Source organism: Nostoc mirabile CHAB5784, from assembly GCF_020829645.1.
Classification (GTDB): domain Bacteria; phylum Cyanobacteriota; class Cyanobacteriia; order Cyanobacteriales; family Nostocaceae; genus Nostoc; species Nostoc mirabile.
The window spans coordinates 19,590-41,489 of sequence record NZ_JAIVFS010000005.1 but is presented as its reverse complement, the minus strand read 5'-3'; the positions used below and the strand labels follow the sequence as shown (position 1 = coordinate 41,489).

The following is a 21,900-nucleotide window of genomic DNA, read 5'->3' as shown; positions in this document are numbered from 1 at the left end:
GTTTCGGCTATTGTTTGCGTAAGTCCTGATTAGTAAACAAATCAACCCTTTACATGGGATGCTGGTTGATGATTAGTGAGTTTTACCAATGTCTGTTGTTTCTGCTATCACTGTTACCGTTCCCGCCACAACTGCAAATTTGGGGCCTGGTTTTGATTGCATCGGTGCAGCATTAAAGCTGTACAACGAGTTCAAGTTCACCCGCCAAGAAGGTGGGTTAAGTATTCATGTCACTGGTACAGAAGCCCAACGAGTCCAAACTGATGAAAGCAATCTCCTCTACCAAGCGTTTGTCAAGTTCTATCAATATATAGAGCAGACACCGCCAACTGTGAAAATAGAGATTAAGTTAGGTGTGCCATTGGCGAGGGGTTTGGGTAGTTCGGCGACAGCAATTGTTGGTGGGTTGGTTGCGGCTAATCAACTTGAGGGTGCAACTCTGTCTCAGTCGCAGGTGATGGAGTTAGCGATCGCAATGGAAGGACATCCTGATAATGTAGTTCCAGCTTTGTTGGGAGGATGTCGTCTGGCTGCTAGCAGTGGCGCAGCTTGGGAAATTTGTGATGTTCCCTGGCATCAAAATATTGTACCAGTTGTAGCTATTCCTAATTTTGAACTTTCCACTTCCGAAGCGCGGGGAGTTCTTCCAACTGAAGTGAGTCGCGCCGATGCGATTTTCAATACAGCACATTTGGGGTTATTGTTGCGCGGCTTGGAAACTGGTAACGGACAATGGTTAAAGACAGCTTTGCAAGATAAGTTGCATCAGCCCTATCGCAAAGCTTTGATTCCTGGTTATGATGTTCTCAACATCGCAGCTGTTAGTGCTGGTGCTTATGGTATGGTAATTAGTGGTGCGGGGCCGACACTGTTAGCTTTAACAGATAAATTACACTCAAAGGCTGTGGAGGCGGCGATGTTAGCTGCTTGGCAAGAACAAGGAATTACAGCCGAGGTGCGATCGCTTTCTCTCGATACCCAAGGCGCAAAAAGCTAGAAGATAAGTAGCAGCAGAAGAATTCTTAACTCTCCACTCCCCACTCCCCACTCCCCACTCCCCACTCCCCACTCCCCACTCCCCACTCAATTTATGGAGCAAATTCAGGATGAAATGGCGGCGCTTAACTCTCAAATTCAGGTTCTCCTACAAGAACGCGCTGCACTGACTATTAATAATGTAATCTCTGGCGAGAATGATTCACCCCAGGCAATGGTTGAAGCGTACCGCCGTCAAGCCAGAGAAAATGCCCAATTATCAGTTGAACTCCAGGGCATAGATGCAGCGATCGCAGCCTTGGAAGCCCAGATAAAACAAAAACAAACTAAATTAGTGCGTTGGCAAGGTGAATCAAAACAACTTATCCAACAGCAGCAGCTAGAGGAAGCCAAAGAAGTAGCACAGGTTCATGCTCAACGCATTAATCAACTAGCAGCTGAACTGGCCGCAGAAGTCCGTTTTCTTAAGGCTTGCGCTAATCAACTGAGTCCAATGTATTGGCAGATTTATTACAAGCCCTTCATTACTGGGTTCAAGACAATCTCTGTTCCCTATGTCCGCTCAGATGGGGAAGTGTGGACAATTGTCAACCGGATTGTTTAATGTTTTAGCCTTTTCGTTTGTATGCAATACATTGACCTCACTTCCATTCCTCTCTTCCTTTGAGGAGAGAGGCTTTGAATCTTACTCCCCTTCCCTTATAGGGAAGGGGCTGGGGGTTAGGTCTTTGACTCAACTTAGAGTATCGCCACCAGTGATGTTTACAGTTCCAGCTTCAAGGTTGTAGTTGTGTTGCTGTCAGCAGTTGGCGTGATTTTGACACCGATTTATTTACTTTCAATGCTGCGTCAAGTGTTCTACGGTGAGCAAAATAAAGAATTACACTTGGATGCTGTAATATCTGATGTCAAACCCCGCGAAATATTTATTACCGCTTGTTTGTTGCTTCCAATCATCGGTATTGGGTTTTATCCCAAATGGGTAACGCAGACTTATGATGTGAAAGCAGTAGAATTAGCCGCCCATGCTCGTGAAGTTCTACCAGTTGTTGCTCATCAGCAACCATCAAGTCTGTACTCGCGGATTTTCTCTGCACCAACATTGGCTACTTCTCAAGTTGAAAGTTCGATTAATATTTCTGAGTAAATTAACTTCCCATTAAGGGGGCTGCAACTAAATTCTAAATATGAGGGGAATGAAGGGGTGGTTACGAAACCACCCCTAAAATTTTGGCATTTTCGAGAGGTAATCAGGTGCGTAGGCGTAGCCCGCCATAGGCATCACTTGCATTCCCCGACCTAGAAATAAAACTAAATCGCAGCAGAATAGGCTTCATCCACCTTGAGAGTTGTGCCTGTGATAAACTTGGCATCATCAGAAATTAGAAAAGCAATTGTTTTAGCAAACTCTGCATAGGTAGTAGGACGACCAAACATCAAATCCGAAGGCACATTCCATCCCTCTAACTCTGCCATTGAATCTGCAACAAAAAAAGGCGCTACGGAAACCATGCGAATTCTATCTGCTTTGTAACGCTTGGCATAAAGTTTTGTAAATCCTTCCATTGCGGCGCGAAGTGTACCGCTAAAGGGTGTCCCTAATTCTGGTTCATGGGAGTCACATGCGGAAATATTCACGATGACACCGCCTCCTGAATATCGCATTGCTTCTGTAACTAATCTGGCGATGCGGACAACACTCAAAAACAGCATTTCAAAGTTTTCTATCCACATTTCATCAGAAATAGATAGCAAATCTGGTCGAGGTGGATCTCCAAAACTATTTACCACTGCATCAATACGACCGAATTGAGTTAAAGTCGTCTCTACCAATCGCTGTAAGTCTTGGAAATTGGTAATTGATCCTTGAGTAGCAATACCGCCCAACTCATCTGCTAAATCCAGAATATCAGGCGATCGCGCCATCAGTGAAACCCTATAACCCCGCGCTGCTAACTCTCGCGCACAACCTGCGCCAATCCCCCGACTAGCAGCCGTAATAATCGTTACTTTCTGTGAATTCATACAAGTAATTTTACTCCATGACTTTCAAATAAATTGTACCAATGGTCGTTGTTTGGCATGGTTTCAGGCTACGTTTAGAGATAGGTTCCCACTGCCAATAATTCCAATCTTCTGAGTTACAGCTATTTAACTGAAAATAGCTGTAACCCGCATTTCGCCCTATAGTGTGAAGAGATTATAGTGAAGGCAAGTGAAGTAGCCAAAAAGCAATTATGACCACCAACTTACCTGTAGTCACAGAAATTATACCAATGGTCTTGCAATTGCAACCTGCGATCGCACTAACCGAAGATCAGTTTTATGAGTTTTGTCAGCTAAACGGTGATTTTCGCATTGAACGTAATGCTGTGGGAGAATTAGTGATTATGCCCCCTACTGGTTCGGAAACTGATCAACATAACTTTGACATTATTGTTCAGTTGGGTATTTGGACAAAGCAAGATGGTACAGGGGTAGGGTTTGGTTCCAGTGGTGGGTTTACTTTGCTTAATGGTGCAGTGCGTTCTCCAGATGCGGCGTGGATAAAACGCGATCGCTGGGAAGCGATACCACCAGAACTGCGAAAAAAATTTGCACCGATTTGTCCTGAGTTTCTAATTGAATTGCGTTCTGAGACTGATAACTTACGAATTTTGCAAGACAAGATGCAAGAGTATATTGATAATGGGACACAACTTGGTTGGTTAATTGATAGAAAACAACGCCGAGTTTTTATTTATCGTCCTAATATTGCGGTTGAGGAATTAGATAATCCTAAGACACTTTATGGTGAAGCGTTGCTACCTGGGTTTGTTTTGGATTTAAGTCAGGTTTGGTAGGGAGTAAGCTAGTTTTATAGTACCGAAAAAGACGAACTGCTGCTAGCTTACAGCGAAATCAAAGCCAGCAACGAAGAAGTCGAAGCAGAAGTTATTTTTGATAGAGAACGCGTTGGGCTTTGCCCCGCCGTAGGCATCGCTACCAAGTTGTTCATGCGGGGTGGTCAAATAAGCGCGGTTCGTTTCCTTATCTATATTTTTCACGACTCATATCAAGTTCGGCAAATCACTTACGATATGTCATTGCGAATGCAACGAAGTGGAATGAAGCAATCGCAAAGATTTGGGATTGCCACGCTCCGCTCACAATGACATAAGCACTAAGTCGGACAAGATATCATTTAGGATTGCTATAGTAAAGGATTCAGTTTCAAAGCTCCCGGCTTAACGTTAGTGGTTCCCGGTTTAACGTTAGTGGTTCCCGGTTTAACGTTAGTGGCTCCCGGTTTAACGTTAGTGGCTCCCGGTTTAACGTTAGTGGCTCCCGGTTTAACGTTAGTGGCTCCCGGTTTAACGTTAGTGGCTCCCGGTTTAACGTTAGTGGCTCCCGGTTTAACGTCAGTGGCTCCCGGTTTAACGTTAGTGGCTCCCGGTTTAACGTTAGCGGCTCCCGGTTTAACGTTAGCGGCTCCCGGTTTGACGTTAGCTGTTCCAAGCTCGGCGTTAGCTGTTCCAAGCTTGGAAATCGGTATTTTAGGCGAACTACGCTTGCAACACAAAATCTGATGCGGCCAGAGTTGGCGCACCAGTTAGAACCGCAAATGGGCCACCGATGCCAAAACCAGCGACGCTACCATTAGAGTTGTAGTACAACTGCCCAGTTACGGGGTTGTAGACAATCACAGCAGTGCTGGCTGCCCCATTAGAAGTGACTTCAAAGTTACTAGCCTTACTAAAACCGGTTCCCACAGCAGAAGTAATTGCACTAAAGGTAGTCTTATCCAGTACAATCTTGTCACCTTCAGAACTGTTGAAGTCAGCGATCGCATCTACACCAACAGCAGTCAGGACAAAAGCAGCATCGGTGTTGTAAAGGAATCTGTCAGCACCTACACCACCAACGAGAATATCATTGCCTACACCACCCACAACAGTATCATTGCCGAATCCACCGATGAGAATATCATCGCCTGACCCGCCCCGCAACAGGTCATTGCCACTCAAGCCATTAATAATATCGTTACCCCCTTGACCATTAATCACATCATTGGAGTTGTCAAAACCCGCGATGTTATTGTTCAATTCATTAAGGAAGGTGACAGTGTTTTTGTTGAAAATGCTAGTTTGAGTAGAGTTAGCATTAATCACATCAAAGCTGTCGGCGATCGTGGTTTGCCCATCAAACAGGATATTGCCAATACTCAACTACTTATTGTGGGGTGGGCGTCTCGCCCGCCCTTGGCTACGGGCGGACAAGATGTCCACCCCACAAGATTGGATAATTTATTTGTTTTCTATTTTTAATTGTTTTGTCATTGCGAATGTAGCGATCGCGGTAGCGTCTCTAAGAGTTGCGTAATGAAGCAATTCGCTTGCGGTTGGGAGTGCTTCTGATTAACGTGAGTTCGACAAACCTCTCTCTACCTTGAACTAAAGTTCAAGTCTGTCCCTCTCCGAGTCGGAGAGGGACAGGTTAACCTCTTATACCATTTCACTTTAATAATGATACAAATACGCTGGTAGGGGCATGGCATTGCCCATTGGTGTCAACTTAAGCTAGAAATAGCTTCACTGTTGGCTTCCTTACCCGCCTTGAACTAAAGTTCAAGGCTAATAGCTAAAGTCTACTGAAGTAGACTAAAGATTTTTAGAAATTTAGTCATCTTTTAGATGACTTTCGCTATTAGCAAAGAACTGAAGTTCCTTGCGGGACAACACTTTTACGTTAAGTTTACACGTATGGGCATTGCGCTTGCCCCTACGAGAAATCTATATGTATAGCAACGGACAGGGAGCTTAGGACAGCAATAAAATCACAAAGTACGCTGTTGAAGGCGCGTTTCCCACGAACTGTCCTAACAGCTTTGGCGACTGCTATATCAGGATTTTCGTGAAGTTCATCGAACTCACGTTGATTAAGATAGTTGATATCATGTCCGACTTAGTACTTAGTCAAAAGCGAGCGGAGCGTGGCAATCCCAAACCTTTGCGATTGCTTCATTCCACTTCGTTGCATTCGCAATGACATATCGTAAGTGATTTGCCGAACTTGATATGAGTTAAAGTAATTTCAGTCGCTAAACTTTTCGTGATTTAGGATATAACCACCAACTAAACAAACGGCTCACTCTAGGCATGACAACATAGGTCAACAAGAAAACCATAGTAATCGTAACAATCAACGAAATAATTAAGGGTGGTAAACCGCGAAGTAGGGGGACTATAAACGTACTCAACAAATTAATCAACACAAATACAGCTACCCAAGTTAGCAATGCTGTTTTGTAGCGCGGTGGAGTTTTCAGTGGTTGACCGGGAAGAGAAAACCAAGCTTCTAATCCACTGATTTGTTGAACATAAGGATCAGATTCAACCAAATGTTTACCTTGATTGAGCCAATATTCGCGATCGCGCGATGTCATCCACGCCTTTAAATTTTCATAACCGTCAAACCGGAAGATAATCACATATTCATTTCGCACTCCAAGTTGGGGACGAATCACATTTGTTCCCAGATGCCCTAGATAGGTTCTGGAAACCCTAGTAATATCTTTCAACCAAGCCTCGTAAGCGTTTTCGCATCCTGGTTTGACAAGTTGTGTAATGACCACGGTTACAAATTGATCGTCCTGTTCCATCTCCATTAGTTATGTCACCATCAAGTTAATAGTTGTAAGTTTTTGTAACCGTAGCATGGTTAAGTCATATCATGTCCGCTTGATTCCTTATTAAACCTGAAGAACCCCACCCCGCCAAAGCTACGCTTTGTCTCCCCTCCCCGCTTGCGGGGAGGGGATTAAGGGGTGGGGTGCAATGACTATGGGAATCATAACTAATAATGCGAACATGATATCATTCTCAAGTTAAGGAATAGCCAGTTTTTCCAACCTCAAGCCGAACAACATTAGCAGGAACGACACCAGTGGGTGGAGGTAAAAACATTCCACCATTAGTCACAACATAAATTGCAGTGCGATCGCCATCATGTTGACCAAAAGCCACTGCTGTGCTACCAATTACACCTGACTCAGCTTGAGCAATGATAGTTGTACTACCATCGGGCGCAATTCGTACCACGCTGTTGTATATGTGCGTTGCTCCATAAAGGTTGCCTTCGACATCAAAGGCAAAGTCATCAATATTAGTTTGCTCAACAAAAATTTCTGGCTCACCTGGTTTCTCAGTGCTATCAACCGGAATCCGCAAAAGCAACATTTTTTCCGTATTTGAAACATAGAGGAAATCACCAAAACGCTTCAAGCCATTTGCAGCCGGAAAGACGCTATCCGAATTGCTACGAGCAAGCATTGGATGTTCTAGCCAAATTGAGCCAAGGCGTTGAGCAATATCAATTAGCCAGATTGCACCGCGATAGGAATCTGCTGCCAAATACTGAGTGCCAGAAAGTAGAGTGATGCCATTGAGAAATATAGCATCTGGCAGTGTGAGCAACGTTTCCACCGTGCCATCACTTTTAACTAGAGAAACCACAGGTATAGAATCAGCATTCCATCCTGTTGCCACCAGATCGCCATCGGTAGTGAAAGCAAGACCACTTACTTTGCCTTCAACAGTAGCATGAATCTGCTGATTGCCATCTGGGGTAATGCGAACAATCTTGCCGACTTCGTGATTGGTTACAAAAATTGTGCCATCTGGTGCGATGTCTAGATTTTCCAAAAAAGTATTGACAGGGAACGAGGTAATAATTTTAGCAGGTGCTAATTCAATCGGCTTATCTGCGTAAATAGGCGGTAAAGCTGCGGAATTTACCATATTAACCTACCATTGTAATTGAATGGGGCCACCAAACTTTCGCATCTCTGCAAAAAATAGTCCTTGCGCTCCTCCATCGGGAAGTGTTGCCAAATAGACAGCAGTTTCGGCTCCTTCTTCTGCCGTGAATGGGGCATTATCTCCCCCCATGTCTGTCTTCATCCAACCTGGAGAATAAGCATTTACGAGAATATTAGTACCTTGGAGTTCCTTGGCGAGAAGCACGGTTAGTCCATTTACTCCCACCTTCGAGAGTCGATAGGAGGGCGCTAAAGGGTAGTAATCAGTAGGAACTGAGGCCAGAGATGCCATTTCCGTTGAGATATTGACAATGCGACCGTAGTTTTGCACCTTCATCAACGGAATTAATGCTTGAGAAATCCTGAGTACCGCTAGAACATTCGTTTCAAAGGTCGATCGCATCGTTTCCAGTTGCACAGTCAGTAAGCTGGACTCCTCTGGCTTAGTTGTGGGATTTACGCCTGCATTATTGACCAGAATATCTACCTTGCCGTAAGTTTCACGCAGCCACTCTGTAAACTGTTGCACACTTCCATCATTGGTGACATCCAGCGTGTGATAGTCAACATCAAACCCTTGATTGGTAAGCTGCTGTTTAGCAGCAAGACCATCTGTTTCATTACGACTCGTCAGAATTACGCGGTTGCCAATTTGGGATAATTGACGGGAAATAGCATACCCTAGCCCTCGATTACTGCCTGTTACCACAGCAATCCTTTTTTGAGTCGTCATTTTTATGACCTTGAAACTGCTTTTGATTTTACTGTACTGAGATGCAATGAATTAAGCAAGTTGATTGAAGCAATGTATTCAATAAAGAACGTCCCATGTTTCCAGTGCCAATAATTCCAATCTTCATGAGTTAACCCTCATTTCACCGTAAATTGTGAAAAGATTATAGTTAAAGCAGGTGAAGTAGCCACAAATCAATTATGACCACCAACTTACCTGTAGCCACAGAAATTATACCAGTGGTTTTGCAATTGCAACCTGCGATCGCACTAACTGACGATCAGTTTTATGAGTTTTGTCAGCTAAACCACGACTTTCGCATTGAACGTAATGCTGCTGGAGAATTAGTGATTATGCCCCCTACTGGTTCCGAAACTGATGAACGCAACTTTAACTTAGTTGGGCAGTTGTGGGTATGGACAAAGCAAGATGGTACAGGTGTAGGGTTTGGTTCCAGTGGTGGGTTTACTTTACCTAATGGTGCGGTGCGTTCTCCCGATGCGGCGTGGATAAAACGCGATCGCTGGGAAGCCATACCAGCAGAACTGCGAAAAAAATTTGCACCGATTTGTCCTGAGTTTGTGATTGAATTGCGTTCCCAGAGCGATCGCTTGCAAATTTTGCAAGACAAGATGCAAGAGTATATAGATAATGGCACGCAACTTGGTTGGTTAATTGATAGAAAACAACGCCGAGTTTTTATTTATCGTCCTAATATTGCAGTTGAAAAATTAGATAACCCTAAGACACTTTATGGTGAACCGTTGCTACCTGGGTTTGTTTTGGATTTAAGTCAGGTTTGGTAGGGAGTAAGCTAGTTTTATAGTACCGAAATCAAAATTATAGGAATGTATGGCGGCGAAAGACATATTCCATGATGCAGTAAAACGCGCTTTGGAGAAAGAGGGTTGGCTCATCACTAATGACCCGCTTTTCCTGCGTTTTGGTGGTTTGGATATGTATATCGACCTTGGTGCAGAGAAAGTTTTAGCCGCAGAACGAAATCAAGAAAAAATTGCGGTTGAAGTTAAAAGCTTTGTTGCTCCATCTACTACAACTGAATTTAGTACTGCTTTAGGACAGTATCTCAAATATCAATTAGCACTTGAAGAAGAACAACCTGAGAGACTTCTATATTTAGCAGTTCCCTTAGACACGTATCGTTCTTTTTTTACCTTAGAACTGCCACGCTTATTAATCCAACGTTACCAAGTTCGGCTGATTGTTTTCGATCCAGAAGAGGAGGCGATCGTAAAATGGCAAAAGTAGAACAGTACCGTCAACTTATTCAAGAACTGCTGCTAGCTTACAGCGAAATCAAAGCCAGCAACGAAGAAGTCGAAGCAGAAGTTATTTTTGATAGAGAACGCGATCGCTACCAAGTTGTTCACGCGGGGTGGTCAAATAAGCGCCGTGTATATGGCTGTGTTTTGCATTTAGATATTAAAAACGAAAAAATTTGGATTCAACACGATGGTACAGAAGGAGGTATCGCCAATGAACTTATTAGTCGAGGTATACCCAAAAAAGACATCGTTTTGGCTTTTCATTCCCCCTTTAAACGACAATTTACCGAGTTCGCTGTTGGTTAAGATGGCTGAAGGTTGAAAGGAACCCAATCACTCAGATAAATCGCGGTGCGACGCCGTAAGCGAAGCGTTAGCGAGTCTTCTCCCAAGGGGAGACGCTTTAGCGCAACGAGCGTCATAGCCCGTCGTAGACATCGCCTTCACTTTGACCAAAAGCCACGGCTGTGCTACCAATTACACTTGCCTCGGCTTGAGCAATAGTAGTACTGCGAAAAAAGTTTGCACCGATTTGTCCTAAGTTTGTGATTGAATTGCGTTCCCAGAGCGTAGTTTACCGCCGTAGGCATCGCTTGCAAGTTTTGCAAGATAAGATGCAAGAGTATATTGATAATCGAACACAACTGGGTTGGTTAATTGATAGAAAACAACGCCAAGTGTTTATTTATCGTCCTAATATTGCGGTTGAGGTATTAGATAATCCTAAAAGACTTTGTGATGAGCTATTACTATCTGGGTTTATTTTAGATTTAAGTCAGGTTTGGTAAGAAATAAATTCAAGAATTTAATCGTGTTTAACAGTTAAAGAGCAGTAATTTTGCTCAAACTTCAGTTGGTGGATGCCAGCCAGCAGACACCCAAGCTTGCCTAACGGTTACAGCATAAGGATTATTCAGTTGCAAAGCTAATACAGTTGCACGGCCGCAGGCAGTCAAACCTGTAATTTGAGTGCCGTTGTTTGCCCAAGTGAGAAATGACGTGACCATTTTTGTTGACGAGGGTTGAAGAGTTTGACTTTACGGTTTGTTACTGGATCTCTGGCATGGGTCTGAATACCTTTGTAGGCATTGCATAACCTACAGGCAAGCCACAGATTCTCCTCATCGTCAGTACCGCCTGCTGCTCTGGGAATGATGTGTTCAATTTCTAAAATTCCCAAAACATACTTTTGAAGACTACGGCAATAACCACACTGATGATTTGCCTGTATCCGTATTTGCGCCCGGACTTGTTCAGGAATCTGGCTCACTAGCTTAAGGGTTCAATCAACCCACGTTTGACAGCTTCGCTTAACGCAGTGGCTTTTCTTAAAAGTCCTTCTTGATATACCTGCATCAGGGTTTGTAACTCTGAGCGATCGCCTTCAGTAAGAGTACCTGATTGTTGGCGATCGAGCAGTTCGCTCAACCGAGCATCTTGTTCAGATTCCATTTGCAGTTCGGTCAGCACCAGGACTTCTTCATCAGAAAGAGCAGAGACAGGCTGAAGGTCGGTAATGTCCCCACTGACGGGCGGAATTGAAAGTTGAATGGTATCTACTAAAATGCTGGCAACATCACGATTCGCCAACCGTGCAAAGCGTTCTGCACGTTGGTAAATATCGTCTGGCAGGTTAATGATGATTTGGGTACTCATAGCTCTTGCAAATACTTCTCTCTATTCTCACTTGCAATTAGTAATTATGTGTTTCAGGGTCATAAATGAAGAATGTAATTTAAGACACTATGCGGTGAAGCTTTGCTACCTGGGGTTGTTTTAGATTTAAGTCAGGTTTGCTAGAGAATGAATTCAAAGTTTTAACAAGTATATCAATTTTTGGGAATCACAGAAATATTACTTAATTCGAGTATATACTTTATCTGAATTTTATTTTATCAATAAGTTTAAACAGTTAATACTTTTTCAGTAAGCTAAGTTTATACTATTAAATCAATAAACTATATTTTTTACTTTAAATTAAAATAATTTGATGCTCAGATCATAATCAAAAAAATGGTTCCAGAGGATTATTTAAGTATTTATACAATTATAATTTTAATTATATTTTGAATATATTGTATTCAATGGCTCATCTGAAGCCAACCACTTATTTTTATTTTTTGAGGAATCAGTGTTTAAAAGAACATACAGGAAAGAGGCTCAACAGAGGCTACGCAGTGCAGTAGATAAATACGAAAACGTCTGTAAGTGTTTACAAAATGCGGCTGCAAGTCTTTATCAAAAGCGAGTCAAGCGTGGGGTTGAGACTATTAAACTTTGCGAAAGTTACATAAACACACTGGCAAATTCACCAAAAGAATTTAGCAAAGTTATTGCTGAACTTAAATTTCAGCTTAAAGAAATTACAGGTAAAGACTGGCAGCTAATTGATGCAAACACCAACAAAAACTTTGTAGCAGGTTCTACTGCTGGTGCTGGCTTAGTCGCTGGAGCAGGAGTTGCCTTTCTTGGCCCAACAGCTGCAATGGCGTTTGCAACCACTTTCGGTACAGCATCAACAGGTGTTGCAATATCTTCTCTTTCTGGTGCTGCGGCCACTAATGCTGCTTTAGCCTTATTAGGAGGTGGTGCGCTTACTGCTGGAGGTACTGGCATGGCAGGTGGAAGTGCATTATTAGCAATGGCTGGGCCTGTTGGCTGGGCTATTGGAGGTGCAGCTTTAGCTACTAGTGGATTATTTTTAGAGCATGAAAATAAGAAAATTGGCAAAGAAGCCAATAGCCGCGCCTTTGAAATTGAAGGTTTGATACCTAAAGTCAACGCATCAAAACAAGAAGTAGAACTTATTGAGAAGGAAACGATCAGATTAGCTGATCTCATTTATAGCGAAATCCAATACTTCCAAAAGAATGCTCCTAAAGATTACCCAGGATTCAGTCAGCCTTTCAAAGAAAGACTAGCAGTTTTAATTAATTCTATCCATGCGCTGAGTCAGTCACTCAAAAAAACAGTAGACCTCAAGCTGTAGAAATAATTTGTAAGTTTATAGCGAGCTACTAACCTTGTTCCGTTGGTAGCTCAATTATTTTGCTAGGTCAACACATGAAAGGTTTGGTATATGGATAAATTGGAAAATAGACATCAGACAAATCAGTTTATTGCTGCAATTGTAGCAGAAGATAATCTGTATCAAGCAGAACAACTAGCTGCGGAACTCAGTAAACAAGATCAAGCCTTTTTTGCGGCTATTCAAGAAGTTGATAAAGTCCGTGATTTTTTAGCTACTCCTGAAAATATTTTGGGAAATACAAGCACAAAACACGGTGAAATAGCTGAACAAGTAGAAGTTGGTATTCGTAATGCTAAATCGCTCTTGAACTCTTCGACTCCTCGCGCCACATTTGAGGGAGTTGGAAGAACAGCGCCAGAAGATTATTTAATTAACGGGGTTCAGGTACAGTCTAAATTTATCAATGGTACGGGAAATACTCTGGATCATGTTCTCGACCACATGAAAAAATATGATAATTTTGGAAGAGATGGGTCTTTTTACCATATACCTAAAGACCAGTATGAGACTATTCAGAAGATTTTGAATGGTGAAAATGTAGAAGGAATAACAACTCGTACTGCTCAAAAATTACAAGAAAAAGTTCAAGAAATAGAGCAAATGTCTGGTCATCCATTTAGTCAAACTGTTAGACCAGGATTATCTAACTACTCAGATGTACAAATAGGTAAAGTGGATGATACGCTAGCTCACCATGAGAAAGAATTAAAGAGACATAACGCAGAAATTAAAGACAAAATACGTACCGAAGCTCAACCAAACATAGCTGATTTTGGTCGCGTTGCCGTTAAAGGTGCAGTTATAGGAGGTAGCATTAGATTTGCTACTAAAATTTATGGAAAATATAAGGAAGGAAAAAATGTTTTTAAAGGTGAGTTAACGCTTGAAGATTGGAAAGAAATTGGTATAGATACAGCTACAGGTGCAACCCTTAGTAGTATATCAGCGACGGCAATTTATGGGTTAACTAATTTCGCCGAGATGTCTGCACCCTTAGCTGGTGCATTTGTCAGTGCTGGTATGGAAGTTGTCAGTTTAGTCAAAAGTTGGAATCGCGGAGAAATTTCTTCAGAAGAATTTGTAGAATTGAGTTTATTTGCTTGTGCAGATTCTGCAATAGTAGCAACTGGAGCAGCTATAGGACAAGCATTGATACCTATTCCTGTTGTTGGTGCAGTTATTGGTACAATTGCTGGTCGTATAGTTTCTGATTTCTGCAAAGATTTATTCGGAGAAAATACAAAACTATGTAAGCAAGTAGAGCAACATTATCAAAAATTCCTTGCTCAAATTGCTCAAGATTATAAGGCTACTGTCGCTAATATTATTGCTACTTATGAAAAATTGGGTAACTTAGCTCAAGCAGCTTTTAACCCTAGTTTAAATGTAGAATTGAGGCTGCAAGCTAGTATTAAACTAGCAGTAGCATATAATGTTCCTGATTCCAATATTATTCACAATGTAGATGAGCTAGACTTATTTATGTTTAGCTGAGTGCGACTGAAGGATACAATTTTATAAAAATCGGGACTGAGAAATACATCTCAGTCCCGATAAAAAAGCGGGCTAACCGCTATTTATATGGTTAACCCGTGCAGCTTTGGGAACGCGCAGAGAAATTGTTATTGCAATACCAACTTCACATTGGCGTTTTGCAGACCGCGCTGTTTTACTTCAGCCAAAGTTTTGTTAACGGCATACTTTTGGTTGATGGAGTTGATCAACTCGGTTTGGTTGTGCTTCTTAGCAACGCCCCACAGGTCAGCAATTAGGTCAAAAGAACCATCGCTGTTGCGAGACCAGCCGAGGTCATATTCGCCATCCAACATAGCAACGATGTCAGAACGGACACGCTGACCGTTATAACCACGGACATCAGCTTCAGTCTTTACGCTGATACCGAGGTCGCGCAAGGAAGCCTTGAGGATTTCGGCATCGGTGATTTTGGTACGCAGGGTGCTAAAGTGAGACATTTGGGTTTCCTCCAATGAGAAGATTGAGAAAAACGACAACGGTTTGTTTTGGGCGAAGCCGCGTTAGCAGGATGCGGCTTTTCTTATAACTGCTAGCATTTTCAGCTAGCCTTTCCCCCTGGGATGGCAGAGGAAAGCTTTTAGAACTCCATTCGCTGATATTCAGCTACGGAGGATGCTGCGGGGCGTGCACGCTGTCTGGCCCAATCTCTCAGAGCCGTTACTTGTTCTTGCATCGTTCGAGACAGCGGCAATGTTGCCTTCAGTGCAGCAATAATATCTAGTTGGGTGAACTCCCGATCTTGGGCAAAAGCTTCATACATTGCCGCAACGATCGCTTGCTCAATTTCTGCCCCAGAAAATCCATCAGACATCTTGGCTAGTTGCTCAAGATCGAATCGAGAGATGTCTTCACGGCGCTTGGTCAGATGAATGTTGAAAATCTGCTGCCGTTCTTCTGGTGTTGGCAGATCCACAAAGAAAATTTCATCAAAGCGTCCTTTCCTCAGAAACTCGCCAGGTAAGCGTTCTACTCTGTTGGCAGTTGCCATCACAAACACTGGAGATTTCTTATCTTGCATCCATGTAAGGAAAGAGCCGAAGATTCTACTTGAAGTCCCCCCATCAGAATCGGAAGAACCTCCACTACCAGCAAAGGATTTATCCAATTCATCGATAAACAAAATCGCTGGGGAAATAGATTCTGCTGTTTTCAGGGCGTTTCGCAAGTTTGCTTCACTTCGTCCCACCATTGAGCCGTCGTAGACTCGCCCCATATCCAACCGCAACAGTGGTAAACCCCACAGCCGGGAAGTAGTTTTGGCAATCAATGACTTACCGCAACCGGGAACCCCTAGAATTAACATCCCCTTTGGTTGAGGCAAACCATACTCTCTCGCTCTTTCTGTAAAAGCGTTAGAACGTTGCTTGAGCCATCTTTTTAACTCTTCTAAGCCACCTACAGCATCAATGGTTTCATCTTCTTCAATGTATTCTAAGATTCCATTGCGCCGAATTAGTTGCTTTTTCTCAGATAAAACGATATCTACTTCATCTTCGGTCAAACGCCCAGTTGTTACCTGTGCCTTTCGGTATACTTTCTCAGCTTCATCTTTAGTTAGACCTAAAGCTGCTCTAAGAAGCTTCTCTCTGGCTTCTGTAGTCAACCGCCGACCACGATTTTGGTCTACGTGCTGAGTAAGTACTTTATTCAACTCTGCCATATCTGGCAGTGTAAAATCAATAACAACAACTTCTTTTTCTAACTCTATAGGTACTTGCTGCATCGGTGACATCAAAATGATGTTTTTATGCGTACCTTTAAAGCTAGCGATCGCATCACGTAACGATCTGTTTGTTGCAGGCGCATCAATAAAAGGATGTAAATCTTTAAGAATAAATATACTTGGTTCTTTCTGCCGAATTATCCACTCAATCGCCGCCTCTGGAGACACGGTATTATGTTGGGTGACATTCCGGGGTTGACCATACTCCACAATCCCGTGTGTTACTGTCCAAACAAATACTCGGCGCTGGGGCTTTAACAACTGGGCGATTGTGGAAACTGCTTGCTCGGCCCGCTCTTCCTCGGAGGTCACAAGGTAGATTAAAGGGTATTGAGCTTGAATTAGGATATTGAGCTCTTCTTTCATACATCGACCTACTTGAGACCTTATAGAGACAGTAGAGACATTGCTGCTGGTAAAGACAACCGAATCATGAATATCTATCTAGCAAGGAACTAACTCTTCCTCACCCTTGGGATTGGTTTCATCCTCAGCCATTTCATCTATGGAAAGATGTTGTTGACCAACTACTCCTGGTTGATTGCCTAAAGCAACCAGTTCCCCATCACGTAATACTAGTGAGCTATCACAAGTTGGGCATGAATAAACTCTATGAGTCCGCCCATAAGAAGAATCTTCTACCTCGTCAACCAATTCTGAATTAGATAAGTAAAAAACGAGGGCACGTTCCGCAAGTTCTGACATTGGTTCTGAATCGACTGCTGAACGAATCTTCAATTTTTTGTGCAACTCTGGCGATAAATACAAAGTGACCTTTTGCTTAGTTTGCGTTTGCATATAACTCTTTAACGGTCTTACCCGGGTATGTATATCAAGTTATCGGTTCTTCTATTGGTTGTCAAGACAGCAAAACGTTTTGACGCCAATATTGTTACATTTGTTTACATTTGAGGCTGAAATGCTGTTTATTGAGTGATAAATAGCTGACTACAAACCTCTGAGAATTAATCAGGACTTAGGCACTCAAAACCTGAAATCTCAATCATTAGTGATCGCTAATTTAATGATTGCCTGAGTTGGCTGATTTTTTAACTATTTGGAGCGTAAGCGGATTAAAGTTGAACACCTTTCCGGTTGTAAACAACTGATATCCACAAGAGATGCCAGCGAATGACACAAGTATAGAAAAAAGGGACACAGAGCCGATTACAACACCACTGGCGATGAATAGAGCAATTCCTATGCCAATCAACACCCATCCCAGTTTCCGATTATCGCGCCCACCCCAATTTAGAGCTACTGCACCTCCAATACACAGCAAAATTCCAGGTGTGCTGCGTAAGTAGACGCTCACATAAATACTTGTACTTAAAAATGTAACGCCTGCTAGGATTAGTCCTAAACCAATAAGCTTACTAGCAAGGATTACTTGTTCCTCTTCTTTACCGATGGTAGGCGCTGTAATTTTTGTGGGCGCGGAGTTTGGCGGAGGATTTGTTGTGGCAGATGCAGAGTGCTGCTGCACCCTAAACATGAAAGTTATTTTGTCTCCCTGTCCAAGGGAAATTCTATCTCCTGGATGCAATGGACAAAAAACTTGAGGTTGAAGTTTCGCACCGTTAATGTATGTGCCATTAGAACTGCCCAAATCGGTGATATGGTATTCATCCCCACTTATCCAAATTTGTGCGTGGATGCGAGATGCCACATCCGAATCTGGTAAGCCAGAAATATCAATATCTGGTGATTTTTGGTCGTTTGGCTTACCGATGCAAATTACAGAAAGATTTGCTGGAAATTGTAAAGATGTGTTGGTTTGGAAGTGAAAAAGCTCCAAAGTTACCTCGGCTGTCTGAGATGCACTGTGCATAAGTTGTGTGATAAAGCACTCTTTATAAGTTTCTCTACTGAGAACTTAAAAGAGAATGGTAAATATCCTGAATATTATTGAATTTTTAATTAGCCCTCTTGTGGTGCAGTTTCTTCAGCAGTTTACGGATTCGGGAATAGCTAGTAGATTGGCCAAGGTATTGATCTGAGTTTCTGGTACTTCTATAAAATCAGTGACTTTGGCAAAATGTGTAATGTAAATGGCTACTGCTAATAAAACCTGTAGTTTGGGGCGAAGAATTTATCGGTTTGCCGCCAGCGTTAGCGGAGTTATTGCCCTGTTAATAATCTTGTGGGGTTGTACTGCAAATTATTTTAACGCCGGAGCGATCGCATGGAAAACTTATAGCAACTCCCGTTATGGCTTTGAATTTCCATATCCGAGTAACTGGACTTCTTTAGCAGCACCAGCAAATGATGATGGGATTGCGTTTCTTTCACCACAGGATAACTCAGTGGAAATTCGGGGATGGGCAAGTCAGCAATTACCAAATTCGATTGTTACAGATCAAGAATCTGTGAAAAAGATAAAGCCCAACTTTCAAACCGCCCAAGGCGTATCTGGGGTGCTGGTTGTAGAAGTTGATCAACGAGTAGGTTCAATGACACTGACACTAACTCAGAGTCAAATGAAATACTACTGGCAGGGACGAAGCAAGAGCCACGATTTTCAAGATTACTATCGTTTGTTTTATTACATTGCCCAGCAGTATCGGATTTCAAAGTCTTGAAAGGTGGGCATTGGGCATTGGGCATTGGTTATTAATTCTTCTCCCCCTGCCTCCCCACAGACGCGATTAATCGCGTCTCTACCTACTCCCCACTTCCCCTAAAATCCACATCTCTCCCAGAATGATGATTGAGAGGGGACAGAAACCTGATAGATTTAGCTATCAGCGAGTAAAAACTGGTGAAGATGAAAGTCCTGGTTATTGGTGGTGATGGATATTGCGGTTGGGCAACTGCTCTTTACCTTTCCAATCGAGGTTATGAAGTTGGAATTTTAGATAGTTTGGTGCGGCGGCATTGGGATAATGAACTTGGTGTCGAAACTCTCACTCCGATCGCACTAATTCAACAACGTCTCCAGCGCTGGCAAGATTTGACAGGTAAATCTATCGATTTGTTCATCGGCGATATTACAAATTACGAATTTCTCCATAAAACATTACAGCAATTTCAGCCAAATGCTCTGGTGCATTTTGGTGAACAGCGTTCGGCCCCATTTTCCATGATTGACCGAGAACATGCAGTTGTTACCCAGGTCAATAATGTAGTTGGTACGTTGAACTTGCTGTACGCCATGCGGGAAGATTTCCCCGACTGTCATTTGGTAAAGCTGGGGACGATGGGTGAATACGGTACACCCAACATTGACATCGAAGAAGGGTATATCACCATTGAACATAATGGACGCAAGGATACCCTACCTTATCCCAAGCAGCCCGGTTCAATGTACCACTTAAGCAAAGTCCATGATAGTCATAACATCCACTTTGCTTGCCGGATTTGGGGATTGCGGGCAACTGATTTAAATCAGGGTGTAGTTTATGGTGTCTTAACCGAAGAAACGGGGATGGACGAACTATTGATTAATCGGCTGGATTACGATGGTGTGTTTGGTACTGCACTAAACCGCTTTTGTATTCAAGCAGCTATTGGACATCCGTTAACTGTCTACGGTAAAGGTGGACAAACTCGCGGATTTTTGGATATTCGGGATACAGTACGATGTGTGGAATTAGCGATCGCTAACCCTGCCGAGGCTGGTGAATTCCGCGTATTTAACCAATTTACCGAACAATTCAGCGTCGGCGACTTGGCATTGATGGTGAAAAAAGCTGGTAACGCTATGGGATTGAATGTAGAAATCAATCACCTAGATAATCCCAGAGTCGAAAAAGAAGAACATTACTTCAACGCTAAAAACACTAAATTGCTCGATTTAGGTTTACAGCCTCACTTGCTTTCTGATTCTTTACTCGATTCTCTGTTAAACTTTGCCATCAAGTATCAGAAACGAGTCGATCACAAACAAATTCTGCCCAAAGTCTCTTGGCACAGAAATTAGGATAAACTCTGCGTGCGGCTGATAACAGAACCTTATTTAACTCAAGTCAGTAATTGGCCTGAAAATGGTCGCCATATTTTAGCACAATATGACGACCATTTAATTGTTGTTTATCAGGCGTATCGTCCATCTATTGGTAACTTCGCCGCCACCTACGGTTATTTTGGTGGTGAGTTCAGTTTTGAGCGTATGAGTTGGATAAAACCTAACTTCCTTTGGATGATGTATCGTTCTGGATGGGGTACACAAAATGGGCAAGAGGTAGTGTTAGCTATTTGGATGAAGCGTTCGGCAATTGAAGAAATCTTAGCGGCGGCTGTTCATTCCAGCTACGTTCCAGAACTTTATCCTGATAAAAGTGCCTGGCAAAGAGCATTGAAGCAATCACAAGTTCGTCTACAATGGGACCCAGACCATCACCCATCTGGGACAAAATTAGAAAGACGCGCTATTCAGTTAGGGTTACGTGGTGAAGTACTAGCTGCTTACGCCAAAGATTGGATTGTCAACATTGAGGATATCTCGGACTTTGTACAAAAACAGAGGCAAAACATTAAATCTGACTGTGCAGAGTTGATTACACCACAGGAGAGGGTCTATTCTGTGTTTGATACCGAAACGCAAGCAAAGCTGAGATTATCTGCCTGGACTGAATAGTTTTTATGAGAATTGCCCTATTCACCGAAACCTTTTTACCCAAGGTTGACGGCATTGTAACGCGCCTGCGCCATACTGTTGACCATTTACAGCGCAGTGGTAATCAAGTGCTGGTGATTGCCCCTGATGGAGGCATTACAGAACACAAAGGCGCTAAAGTTTATGGCGTTACTGGCTTTCCTCTGCCATTGTATCCAGAATTGAAAATGGCACTTCCCCGCCCAGCCATTGGGTACGCCTTAGAAGAGTTCAAGCCAGATATTATTCATGTCGTGAATCCAGCAGTTTTAGGTTTATCTGGGATATTTTATAGCAAAATCCTCAAAATACCCTTAGTAGCGTCTTATCACACGCATTTACCCCAATATCTCCAGCATTACGGCTTGGGGATGCTGGAGGGTTTTCTTTGGGAACTGCTGAAAGGCGCTCATAATCAAGCAGCTTTAAATCTGTGTACTTCCACAGCAATGGTGGAGGAACTGACAGCACATGGTATTGAACGTGTAGATTTATGGCAGCGCGGGGTGGATACGGAATTATTTCACCCCGATTTAGCTAGTGTAGAGATGCGATCGCGCCTATCAAAAAATCATCCAGAAAGTCCATTACTACTTTACGTGGGGCGGCTTTCTGCTGAAAAAGAAATTGAGCGCATCAAACCAATTTTAGAAGCAATTCCCGAAGCGCGGTTAGCATTGGTTGGGGATGGCCCCCATCGTGAAGCATTGCAAAAACACTTTGCTGGCACAAACACTTATTTTGTTGGCTATCTCATAGGGCAAGAATTAGGTTCTGCCTTTGCGAGTGCTGATGCCTTTATCTTTCCTTCCCGTACAGAAACACTAGGTTTAGTACTACTAGAAGCAATGGCAGCTGGCTGTCCGGTAGTAGCAGCCCGTTCCGGGGGAATTCCCGATATTGTCACAGATGGAGTAAATGGATATCTTTTTGAGCCAACAGCAGATGTTCAAGGAGCATTAGCTGCTACTGTTCGCCTCTTAGAACAAAAACAACAACGAGACATCATCCGTCAAAATGCTCGCCAGGAGGCAGAAAGTTGGGGTTGGCCATCTGCCACCAGACAGCTACAAGATTACTATCAAAAGGTGATATTTTCTGAAAAGTTGGCAAAATCAGGGAGTAGGGAGTAGGGGGACAGGGGAGGCAGGGGAGGCAGGGGAAGAAGAACTATTATTGACCCATGCCCAAAATCTAAA

General features: G+C 42.8%; 26 protein-coding genes and 2 pseudogenes. 15 read left to right on the top strand and 13 right to left on the bottom strand.

What is annotated here, in order from left to right; translation table 11 throughout:
- The first annotated feature begins 88 nt into the window (after positions 1-88).
- The 3 genes and pseudogenes from thrB to LC653_RS05620 form a co-directional block, all read left to right on the top strand.
- On the top strand, positions 89-997 hold the full coding sequence (gene thrB, locus LC653_RS05630; protein WP_229493242.1) for a homoserine kinase: 909 nt from the start codon (positions 89-91) through the stop codon (positions 995-997).
- A gap of 93 nt (positions 998-1,090) precedes the next feature.
- Complete coding sequence (locus LC653_RS05625) at positions 1,091-1,600, top strand: hypothetical protein (RefSeq protein WP_229493241.1); 510 nt, start codon at positions 1,091-1,093, stop codon at positions 1,598-1,600.
- 141 nt (positions 1,601-1,741) lie between these two features.
- Positions 1,742-2,143, top strand: a pseudogene (locus tag LC653_RS05620) (NAD(P)H-quinone oxidoreductase subunit 4); the annotation flags it as partial.
- A gap of 164 nt (positions 2,144-2,307) precedes the next feature.
- Here LC653_RS05620 and LC653_RS05615 read toward each other — a convergent pair.
- Positions 2,308-3,021: an SDR family oxidoreductase gene (locus tag LC653_RS05615; RefSeq protein ID WP_229493239.1), complete on the bottom strand. Its 714-nt coding sequence runs from the start codon at positions 3,019-3,021 to the stop codon at positions 2,308-2,310.
- Positions 3,022-3,233: 212 nt separating this feature from the next.
- On the opposite strand from LC653_RS05615, the gene LC653_RS05610 reads away from it, so the two are divergent.
- Positions 3,234-3,839: a Uma2 family endonuclease gene (locus tag LC653_RS05610; RefSeq protein WP_229493238.1), complete on the top strand. Its 606-nt coding sequence runs from the start codon at positions 3,234-3,236 to the stop codon at positions 3,837-3,839.
- A gap of 42 nt (positions 3,840-3,881) precedes the next feature.
- On the opposite strand, the gene LC653_RS05605 is transcribed toward LC653_RS05610, so the two are convergent.
- On the bottom strand, positions 3,882-4,043 hold the full coding sequence (locus tag LC653_RS05605; RefSeq protein WP_229493236.1) for a hypothetical protein: 162 nt from the start codon (positions 4,041-4,043) through the stop codon (positions 3,882-3,884).
- Positions 4,044-4,201: 158 nt separating this feature from the next.
- On the opposite strand from LC653_RS05605, the gene LC653_RS47230 reads away from it, so the two are divergent.
- Positions 4,202-4,639 carry a hypothetical protein gene (locus tag LC653_RS47230; protein WP_372478119.1) on the top strand — a complete coding sequence of 146 codons (438 nt, stop codon included), beginning with the start codon at positions 4,202-4,204 and terminating at the stop codon, positions 4,637-4,639.
- Here LC653_RS47230 and LC653_RS05595 read toward each other — a convergent pair.
- The 5 genes from LC653_RS05595 to LC653_RS47225 all read right to left on the bottom strand — a co-directional run bounded on the left by LC653_RS05595 (position 4,542) and on the right by LC653_RS47225 (position 8,655).
- Entirely contained in the window at positions 4,542-5,204 is a 663-nt protein-coding gene (locus tag LC653_RS05595) for a calcium-binding protein (RefSeq protein ID WP_308189040.1), read from the bottom strand. The genes LC653_RS47230 and LC653_RS05595 overlap by 98 nt on opposite strands.
- A gap of 872 nt (positions 5,205-6,076) precedes the next feature.
- Positions 6,077-6,637, bottom strand: a complete 561-nt coding sequence (locus tag LC653_RS05590; RefSeq protein ID WP_229493232.1) for a putative antibiotic biosynthesis monooxygenase — start codon at positions 6,635-6,637, stop codon at positions 6,077-6,079.
- Positions 6,638-6,857: 220 nt separating this feature from the next.
- Positions 6,858-7,775 carry an SMP-30/gluconolactonase/LRE family protein gene (locus LC653_RS05585; protein ID WP_229493230.1) on the bottom strand — a complete coding sequence of 306 codons (918 nt, stop codon included), beginning with the start codon at positions 7,773-7,775 and terminating at the stop codon, positions 6,858-6,860.
- Positions 7,776-7,781: 6 nt separating this feature from the next.
- The gene (locus tag LC653_RS05580) at positions 7,782-8,528 is read right to left on the bottom strand and encodes an SDR family oxidoreductase (protein ID WP_229493228.1); all 747 of its coding nucleotides are present in this window, start codon (positions 8,526-8,528) and stop codon (positions 7,782-7,784) included.
- A 28-nt stretch (positions 8,529-8,556) separates the two neighbouring features.
- The gene (locus LC653_RS47225) at positions 8,557-8,655 is read right to left on the bottom strand and encodes an NAD(P)-binding domain-containing protein (protein ID WP_372478114.1); all 99 of its coding nucleotides are present in this window, start codon (positions 8,653-8,655) and stop codon (positions 8,557-8,559) included.
- Between the two features lie 73 nt (positions 8,656-8,728).
- Here LC653_RS47225 and LC653_RS05575 point away from each other — a divergent pair, with 73 nt between their 5' ends.
- The 4 genes and pseudogenes from LC653_RS05575 to LC653_RS05560 all read left to right on the top strand — a co-directional run.
- Positions 8,729-9,334 carry a Uma2 family endonuclease gene (locus LC653_RS05575; protein ID WP_229493227.1) on the top strand — a complete coding sequence of 202 codons (606 nt, stop codon included), beginning with the start codon at positions 8,729-8,731 and terminating at the stop codon, positions 9,332-9,334.
- A gap of 46 nt (positions 9,335-9,380) precedes the next feature.
- Positions 9,381-9,797, top strand: a complete 417-nt coding sequence (locus tag LC653_RS05570) for a XisH family protein (protein WP_229493225.1) — start codon at positions 9,381-9,383, stop codon at positions 9,795-9,797.
- Positions 9,785-10,120 carry a XisI protein gene (locus LC653_RS05565; RefSeq protein ID WP_190913376.1) on the top strand — a complete coding sequence of 112 codons (336 nt, stop codon included), beginning with the start codon at positions 9,785-9,787 and terminating at the stop codon, positions 10,118-10,120. The genes LC653_RS05570 and LC653_RS05565 overlap by 13 nt, the downstream gene beginning before the upstream one ends.
- 203 nt (positions 10,121-10,323) lie before the next feature.
- Positions 10,324-10,602 (top strand): annotated as a pseudogene (locus tag LC653_RS05560) (Uma2 family endonuclease); the annotation flags it as partial.
- 164 nt (positions 10,603-10,766) lie between these two features.
- Here the strand turns inward: LC653_RS05560 and LC653_RS05555 are convergent.
- Both LC653_RS05555 and LC653_RS05550 read right to left on the bottom strand, forming a co-directional pair.
- Positions 10,767-11,084 carry an HNH endonuclease gene (locus LC653_RS05555; RefSeq protein ID WP_229493223.1) on the bottom strand — a complete coding sequence of 106 codons (318 nt, stop codon included), beginning with the start codon at positions 11,082-11,084 and terminating at the stop codon, positions 10,767-10,769.
- A complete protein-coding gene (locus LC653_RS05550) occupies positions 11,084-11,470 on the bottom strand; it encodes a Rossmann-fold NAD(P)-binding domain-containing protein (protein WP_229493221.1) in 387 nt (128 codons plus the stop codon). The genes LC653_RS05555 and LC653_RS05550 overlap by 1 nt, the downstream gene beginning before the upstream one ends.
- Positions 11,471-11,945: 475 nt before the next feature.
- Here LC653_RS05550 and LC653_RS05545 point away from each other — a divergent pair, with 475 nt between their 5' ends.
- Positions 11,946-12,803, top strand: coding sequence for a hypothetical protein (locus tag LC653_RS05545; protein WP_229493219.1), 858 nt, complete (start codon positions 11,946-11,948; stop codon positions 12,801-12,803).
- A gap of 90 nt (positions 12,804-12,893) precedes the next feature.
- Entirely contained in the window at positions 12,894-14,339 is a 1,446-nt protein-coding gene (locus tag LC653_RS05540) for a hypothetical protein (protein WP_229493217.1), read from the top strand.
- 128 nt (positions 14,340-14,467) lie between these two features.
- Here the strand turns inward: LC653_RS05540 and LC653_RS05535 are convergent, their stop codons facing one another.
- From LC653_RS05535 to LC653_RS05520, 4 genes are all read right to left on the bottom strand, one after another.
- Entirely contained in the window at positions 14,468-14,818 is a 351-nt protein-coding gene (locus LC653_RS05535; protein WP_012407317.1) for a DUF1257 domain-containing protein, read from the bottom strand.
- Between the two features lie 140 nt (positions 14,819-14,958).
- Positions 14,959-16,470: a stress-responsive protein Ycf46 gene (gene ycf46, locus LC653_RS05530; protein ID WP_229493215.1), complete on the bottom strand. Its 1,512-nt coding sequence runs from the start codon at positions 16,468-16,470 to the stop codon at positions 14,959-14,961.
- 78 nt (positions 16,471-16,548) lie between these two features.
- On the bottom strand, positions 16,549-16,902 hold the full coding sequence (locus LC653_RS05525; RefSeq protein ID WP_229493213.1) for a slr0373 family blue light stress response protein: 354 nt from the start codon (positions 16,900-16,902) through the stop codon (positions 16,549-16,551).
- A 223-nt stretch (positions 16,903-17,125) separates the two neighbouring features.
- Positions 17,126-17,935 carry an FHA domain-containing protein gene (locus LC653_RS05520; RefSeq protein WP_229493211.1) on the bottom strand — a complete coding sequence of 270 codons (810 nt, stop codon included), beginning with the start codon at positions 17,933-17,935 and terminating at the stop codon, positions 17,126-17,128.
- Between the two features lie 220 nt (positions 17,936-18,155).
- Here LC653_RS05520 and LC653_RS05515 point away from each other — a divergent pair, with 220 nt between their 5' ends.
- The 4 genes from LC653_RS05515 to LC653_RS05500 all read left to right on the top strand — a co-directional run bounded on the left by LC653_RS05515 (position 18,156) and on the right by LC653_RS05500 (position 21,834).
- The gene (locus tag LC653_RS05515; protein ID WP_229493209.1) at positions 18,156-18,686 is read left to right on the top strand and encodes a hypothetical protein; all 531 of its coding nucleotides are present in this window, start codon (positions 18,156-18,158) and stop codon (positions 18,684-18,686) included.
- 185 nt (positions 18,687-18,871) lie between these two features.
- Positions 18,872-20,026 (top strand): NAD-dependent epimerase/dehydratase family protein, encoded by a 1,155-nt coding sequence (locus LC653_RS05510; protein WP_229461694.1) that lies wholly within the window; start codon positions 18,872-18,874, stop codon positions 20,024-20,026.
- A 12-nt stretch (positions 20,027-20,038) separates the two neighbouring features.
- Positions 20,039-20,683 carry a DUF4291 domain-containing protein gene (locus LC653_RS05505; RefSeq protein WP_229493207.1) on the top strand — a complete coding sequence of 215 codons (645 nt, stop codon included), beginning with the start codon at positions 20,039-20,041 and terminating at the stop codon, positions 20,681-20,683.
- Positions 20,684-20,688: 5 nt separating this feature from the next.
- Positions 20,689-21,834, top strand: coding sequence for a glycosyltransferase family 4 protein (locus LC653_RS05500; protein ID WP_229493205.1), 1,146 nt, complete (start codon positions 20,689-20,691; stop codon positions 21,832-21,834).
- Positions 21,835-21,900 lie beyond the last annotated feature (66 nt).

What these genes read in the sequence shown, in the direction of transcription:
- LC653_RS05525 (WP_229493213.1), bottom strand. Translation starts at nt 16,902, where the DNA reads ATGCAAACGCAAACTAAGCAAAAGGTCACTTTGTATTTATCGCCAGAG.
- thrB (WP_229493242.1), top strand. Translation starts at nt 89, where the DNA reads ATGTCTGTTGTTTCTGCTATCACTGTTACCGTTCCCGCCACAACTGCA.
- LC653_RS05550 (WP_229493221.1), bottom strand. Translation starts at nt 11,470, where the DNA reads ATGAGTACCCAAATCATCATTAACCTGCCAGACGATATTTACCAACGT.
- LC653_RS05580 (WP_229493228.1), bottom strand. Translation starts at nt 8,528, where the DNA reads ATGACGACTCAAAAAAGGATTGCTGTGGTAACAGGCAGTAATCGAGGG.
- LC653_RS05585 (WP_229493230.1), bottom strand. Translation starts at nt 7,775, where the DNA reads ATGGTAAATTCCGCAGCTTTACCGCCTATTTACGCAGATAAGCCGATT.
- LC653_RS05610 (WP_229493238.1), top strand. Translation starts at nt 3,234, where the DNA reads ATGACCACCAACTTACCTGTAGTCACAGAAATTATACCAATGGTCTTG.
- LC653_RS05615 (WP_229493239.1), bottom strand. Translation starts at nt 3,021, where the DNA reads ATGAATTCACAGAAAGTAACGATTATTACGGCTGCTAGTCGGGGGATT.
- LC653_RS05540 (WP_229493217.1), top strand. Translation starts at nt 12,894, where the DNA reads ATGGATAAATTGGAAAATAGACATCAGACAAATCAGTTTATTGCTGCA.
- LC653_RS47225 (WP_372478114.1), bottom strand. Translation starts at nt 8,655, where the DNA reads ATGAAGATTGGAATTATTGGCACTGGAAACATGGGACGTTCTTTATTG.
- LC653_RS05510 (WP_229461694.1), top strand. Translation starts at nt 18,872, where the DNA reads ATGAAAGTCCTGGTTATTGGTGGTGATGGATATTGCGGTTGGGCAACT.
- LC653_RS05500 (WP_229493205.1), top strand. Translation starts at nt 20,689, where the DNA reads ATGAGAATTGCCCTATTCACCGAAACCTTTTTACCCAAGGTTGACGGC.
- LC653_RS05625 (WP_229493241.1), top strand. Translation starts at nt 1,091, where the DNA reads ATGGAGCAAATTCAGGATGAAATGGCGGCGCTTAACTCTCAAATTCAG.
- LC653_RS05515 (WP_229493209.1), top strand. Translation starts at nt 18,156, where the DNA reads ATGGCTACTGCTAATAAAACCTGTAGTTTGGGGCGAAGAATTTATCGG.
- LC653_RS05535 (WP_012407317.1), bottom strand. Translation starts at nt 14,818, where the DNA reads ATGTCTCACTTTAGCACCCTGCGTACCAAAATCACCGATGCCGAAATC.
- LC653_RS05575 (WP_229493227.1), top strand. Translation starts at nt 8,729, where the DNA reads ATGACCACCAACTTACCTGTAGCCACAGAAATTATACCAGTGGTTTTG.
- LC653_RS05570 (WP_229493225.1), top strand. Translation starts at nt 9,381, where the DNA reads ATGGCGGCGAAAGACATATTCCATGATGCAGTAAAACGCGCTTTGGAG.
- LC653_RS05590 (WP_229493232.1), bottom strand. Translation starts at nt 6,637, where the DNA reads ATGGAACAGGACGATCAATTTGTAACCGTGGTCATTACACAACTTGTC.
- LC653_RS05565 (WP_190913376.1), top strand. Translation starts at nt 9,785, where the DNA reads ATGGCAAAAGTAGAACAGTACCGTCAACTTATTCAAGAACTGCTGCTA.
- LC653_RS05520 (WP_229493211.1), bottom strand. Translation starts at nt 17,935, where the DNA reads ATGCACAGTGCATCTCAGACAGCCGAGGTAACTTTGGAGCTTTTTCAC.
- ycf46 (WP_229493215.1), bottom strand. Translation starts at nt 16,470, where the DNA reads ATGAAAGAAGAGCTCAATATCCTAATTCAAGCTCAATACCCTTTAATC.